At 36.5% G+C, this 4,468-nt stretch carries 4 protein-coding genes and 2 pseudogenes; 3 read left to right on the plus strand and 3 right to left on the minus strand.

The features are described from left to right. The 3 genes from V7150_RS23030 to V7150_RS23040 all read left to right on the plus strand — a co-directional run. Positions 1-306 (plus strand): hypothetical protein (locus V7150_RS23030; RefSeq protein WP_335522857.1); only part of this gene is annotated, 306 nt, incomplete at its 5' end. Positions 307-407: 101 nt separating this feature from the next. Then, positions 408-1,397, plus strand: a complete 990-nt coding sequence (locus tag V7150_RS23035; protein WP_335522859.1) for a hypothetical protein — start codon at positions 408-410, stop codon at positions 1,395-1,397. 716 nt (positions 1,398-2,113) lie between these two features. Next, on the plus strand, positions 2,114-3,043 hold the full coding sequence (locus V7150_RS23040) for an NAD(P)H-dependent flavin oxidoreductase (protein ID WP_335522861.1): 930 nt from the start codon (positions 2,114-2,116) through the stop codon (positions 3,041-3,043). A 212-nt stretch (positions 3,044-3,255) separates the two neighbouring features. Here the strand turns inward: V7150_RS23040 and V7150_RS23045 are convergent. The 3 genes and pseudogenes from V7150_RS23045 to V7150_RS26720 all read right to left on the minus strand — a co-directional run. Continuing rightward, positions 3,256-3,876 (minus strand): annotated as a pseudogene (locus V7150_RS23045) (transposase); the annotation flags it as partial. Positions 3,877-4,135: 259 nt separating this feature from the next. Next, positions 4,136-4,342, minus strand: a complete 207-nt coding sequence (locus V7150_RS23050; protein ID WP_335522863.1) for a helix-turn-helix transcriptional regulator — start codon at positions 4,340-4,342, stop codon at positions 4,136-4,138. Between the two features lie 3 nt (positions 4,343-4,345). Further along, positions 4,346-4,468 (minus strand): annotated as a pseudogene (locus V7150_RS26720) (DUF6442 family protein); the annotation flags it as partial.

The following is a 4,468-nucleotide window of genomic DNA, read 5'->3' on the forward strand; positions in this document are numbered from 1 at the left end:
TTAATGATTTCTCTTATTTTAATAGCGATCATTTATTTTTTATGGAAATGGAGTAAGGAATTAGACAATAGACGTTTTACTATTTTTCTATATTTCTTGATTAGTACATACATTGCGCCACTTTATTCACAGTCCACTAAAAATGACGGTCAATTTGTATTATGGTTCCCGTTAGGATTTGTCGTTATAATGTTTTACCTATATGCTAATAAGAGAAATCATCCAGCTAAAATGAAGGCAAGCTTATTGGGTTTGGCTGTTGCATTATATAGGCTAATTGTAATTTATATGAATTTACTTTTTTGATTTTATTACGATAATTTTATTGTGCAACAAAATCCACAATCGAACTATATCATTCCTACTTCTAGATTTATATATTGATTAGGAGAAAGGAGTGATATTAAATGACATCTCAAATAAATAATAGTTTAGGACAGGACTTCCTCTACATTGGTGACGACAGAGACAATACCGTGAAGCGTTTTGACGCATTAACTGGGAATTTCCTCGGCACTTTTGTGAATGGCCACTTGAAAGATCCTCGAGGACTTCTCTTCGACCGTGAGGGCAATCTTCTTGTCTGCAACCAAAATGTCGACAAGAAAAAGAATGGGAATGTAGTGAAGTTCAACGGACAGACCGGTAAGTTCCTGAGTGACCTAGTTCCTTCCAAAGGAAATGGAGCTCCATTCGCCCCACGCGGAATGGTCCTTTCTAGCGATAATGTCCTGATTGTCGCGGACTTCCAAGGGCCAACCAATAATCCTGGAGAAATACGGGCATATAATGGCACAACTGGGGCATTTCTTGGCAATTTCGACCACTCTGGTTTCAGTGGAGAGTTTTTTCCCCGTGGCTTGGTCATCGGTCCAGACAATTTGTTGTATGTCTCTGTAGTCAACTTATCTACGGGACTTGAAGGCTCGGTGCTTCGCTTCGACTTAGATAATCGGATGTTCCAAGATGTGTTCGTTGAGAGTAACAGCGAAAACGACCTCCAACGTCCTGAGGGCTTGGTCTTCGATCCCAATGGAAACCTCTACGTGACTAGTTTCCGAAGTGTCCCATCCAACACCAGTGCCACCGACAAAATTCTAGTCTTTAAAGGTGGTACAGGGGAGTTTCTTGATAAGATTGATCTTGATGCCGTCGGTATGGGACAACCCCGCGCCTTCGCACAAGCTATCCTGTTTGGACCAAACGGAAAATTATTTATTCCAATTACAGGCAATGGACCTGATACAGGTTCGGTACGGCGCTATAACGATGATAAGACGTTCGATGTGATCGTCCCTTCCGCTTTTGCGAAGGGGCCGTTAGGTTCACCATGGTATCTAACGTTTGGCAAGACCAATCCAGCAACACTTGCTTACGATGATGAGGCAATGGGATAAATCGGGTTAGAGAATAGGAGCTGAAAATCACAAGTTTGCCTCCTTGGTTGTGAGAAAATGTTCCTCAATTGGTAAAAGAATGGATCTTCGAATAAATTAAATGAGGCCACAAAATGAAAATCATATCCATTTTGTGGCCAGTTTTTCGAAAATAAAATGAACCTACTCTCTTTAGTACTTAGTCTTAAATATCTTCATATTTACTCCACCATCAAGTATTTTGCCATTAGTATATACTCAATTATGCATTATCATTTTTTCACAACTAATGCTAACCTGCTTTTGAAAAAAAGTAGAAATAATATTTTTAAACATATTGAGGATAAACAATAAGTCCATAAATACCCCTCCCATATCAAATGATATTTTACCATGAATAACCAATTCCTTGTTGGAGTACCGTTAGAAAAATGCGGATTTACAACGCTAAGCCCATTTCCCCGTTTTTAACAACGTTTAGAAAGTTTTAATGATCTTAAAGAAGCTAATGAGACCATCTTCTCTGAATTAAAATGGTATTCTCCCAGTAAATTAATATGCTTCCATCCTAAAGGGGCCGTGTAGAAAGAATAATTTAGGTTTTTTGAATTTTTTGTGACAATGACAAATGTAACTATTAGAAGAGGAATTATTATGACATCTTATAATTAATAAACAAAATAGTCATATGAAATGAGGAATTTAATTTGAACTTTCCACAACTGAAAATCTCGCATATGATGCCTACAGTTCCAATCTTCCAAGGTGGAATGGGCGTCGGAATCTCATTAAGCAATCTAGCCTCAGCTGTAGCAAATGCAGGTGGTGTTGGAATTATATCTGGCACAGGAATTTCAGTTGAAGATATGCGTACACATATTAGAAAAGCTAGAAGTCTCTTAAAGGATACAGGGTACATCGGAGTCAACGTATTGTTTGCCATGAATGATTTTGCCGAAAAAATGAAAGCTGCACTTGATGAAAAAGTTGATTTCATTATTTCAGGTGCTGGAATTTCAAGAGACATGTATGCTTGGGGAAAACAAGCCGCAATTCCAGTCATATCAATTGTTTCTTCTGCTAAACTCGCAAAAATTTCTGAGCGACTTGGAGCTGCTGCTGTTGTTGTTGAAGGTTTTGAAGCAGGAGGACATTTAGGGACTGACAGGCCTCTTTTTGACATACTTCCTGAAGTTGTAGAAGCCGTTTCCGTCCCAGTTATTGCTGCAGGAGGAATTATGACTGGATATGATATTGCTAAAGCTCTTAGAATGGGTGCATCAGGTGTTCAAATGGGAACAAGATTTGTTGCAAGCGAGGAATGTGATGCCCCTCTTTCTTTTAAGCAAAAATATGTTGATGCTCGTAAGGAAGATACAATTTTAGTTAAAACGACTGTGGGCTTACAAGGAAGGGCAATTACCAATAATTTCACTGATTTAATCAGTGGATCAGAGAAACTTAAAATTACGAAATGCCATAATTGTCTTAAAAATTGCTCTTATCGTTTTTGTACGCTCGATTCTTTGGTTAAATCCGTAGAAGGTGATGTCGAAAATGGTCTCGTTTTTGCTGGTGCAAAAGTAGATGAAATCAAGGAGATTCTTCCCGTCCAAAAAATCATTGAAAAACTAAAAGGAGAATATCAAAAAGCAATGGAGCATTAACATTTTATTTTACACTTTTATTTTTGGGGAATCGTCTTGAAAATGGCCTTATCGTTGTAAATCCGCATTTGCCTGACGGTACCCCATCGCTATCAAGTTAAGGTTGCGCTAGGAAGGTTTAAAAGAATTCTCCCCCTTTTTATAGAGAATTAGGGTAAACTATTTAAAAATTGGCATACGAAATAAACCCTAACGTTTTTTTGTTTTTTTGATTAAGCCGCTTGATTATCAAAAATGGTACAATTATAAACGACACCTAATATATCAAAGACTGTTTTTTTCTCGTATCGGTGAGATTTTCGTCCGTTGCGCTGTAGGAGGTTAAACAGACGAAGAAGAATCTTTGATAAATCTTGGGTGTCTATTTGTATGGCTCGAAACAGAAGAGAAAAATAGTCTTTAATCATATATATGGCATTATATTCACTTAGCTCTTGTTTCTTCTTCATGAGAAGTAACTTCAGCATTTGAAACAAAATAGAGGAACAGAGTAAAATGGCAATCAGTTGCCCATACAAATGGCATTCCAATCGTTCTCGTTTTATCTTTTTACAATGATGAATATGAAAGAATGATTTCCATGTTTTAAATAAAATTTCGATCTGCCAACGTAAAGAATACCAATCATGTACTTGTCTCATCGGGACTATATCTGTAGGAGTGTTTGTCATATATACATTGATACCACTAAGTCGTTTACTACGGGGAGAATACTTTATTCCTTTCTTTTTTTCTCTTACAGTTTGATCTTGTAATCGGTTTTTTTGCTGTTCTTCTGCTAGTCGACGAACAATCACACGAGTTGGCACTTTATCATTCATTCCTACATAAGCAGGGTTGGGATTTTTTTCCCTCGGGTACTTACTGGTTCGTTGTACAAAACCAACATCTCTAGCAAGATTTCGTAAGATATTTGGGGATAAGAAGCTTTGAACTTCTTGAGCAAATAATTTAAATTCATCAGATACAGACATAAAAAAAGCGCCATCCTTTCCTATAATTATACAGATAGGATAACGTTTTTTTTGCTTTATGGATAATGAAAAAACTAGATTGATAGGGATTTGTTGTGACTCCTAGTACACCAATTAATCAAAAATAAAATAATTCTTCAAATTTTTTATCTAGTGCTATACAAAGTACTAATGCTAACTTTGCAGTTGGACAAAATTGTCCTGTTTCAATAGAACTAATTGTTTGCCTAGATACTCCTACCATTTCAGCTAATTCTCCCTGTGATATTTTTTTCTCAGCTCTTGCTACTTTCAAACGATTTTGCAGTACTAATTTATCTTTCAATTATTATCCCTCCAGAAAGAAAGCTATGGCACTTGCAATTGTACTCATTATTGCTAAAATGCTTGCAATAAGAAATTTTTGTGCTTTCAATTTTTTAAACTTATAAAAGCTTGTACTAGCTATATA

The organism is Neobacillus drentensis (assembly GCF_036965245.1).
Classification (GTDB): Bacteria; Bacillota; Bacilli; order Bacillales; family Cytobacillaceae; genus Neobacillus; species Neobacillus drentensis_G.

Excerpts from the sequence above, each read along its gene's own strand:
- V7150_RS23035 (WP_335522859.1), top strand. The coding sequence starts at position 408 with ATGACATCTCAAATAAATAATAGTTTAGGACAGGACTTCCTCTACATT.
- V7150_RS23040 (WP_335522861.1), top strand. The coding sequence starts at position 2,114 with ATGATGCCTACAGTTCCAATCTTCCAAGGTGGAATGGGCGTCGGAATC.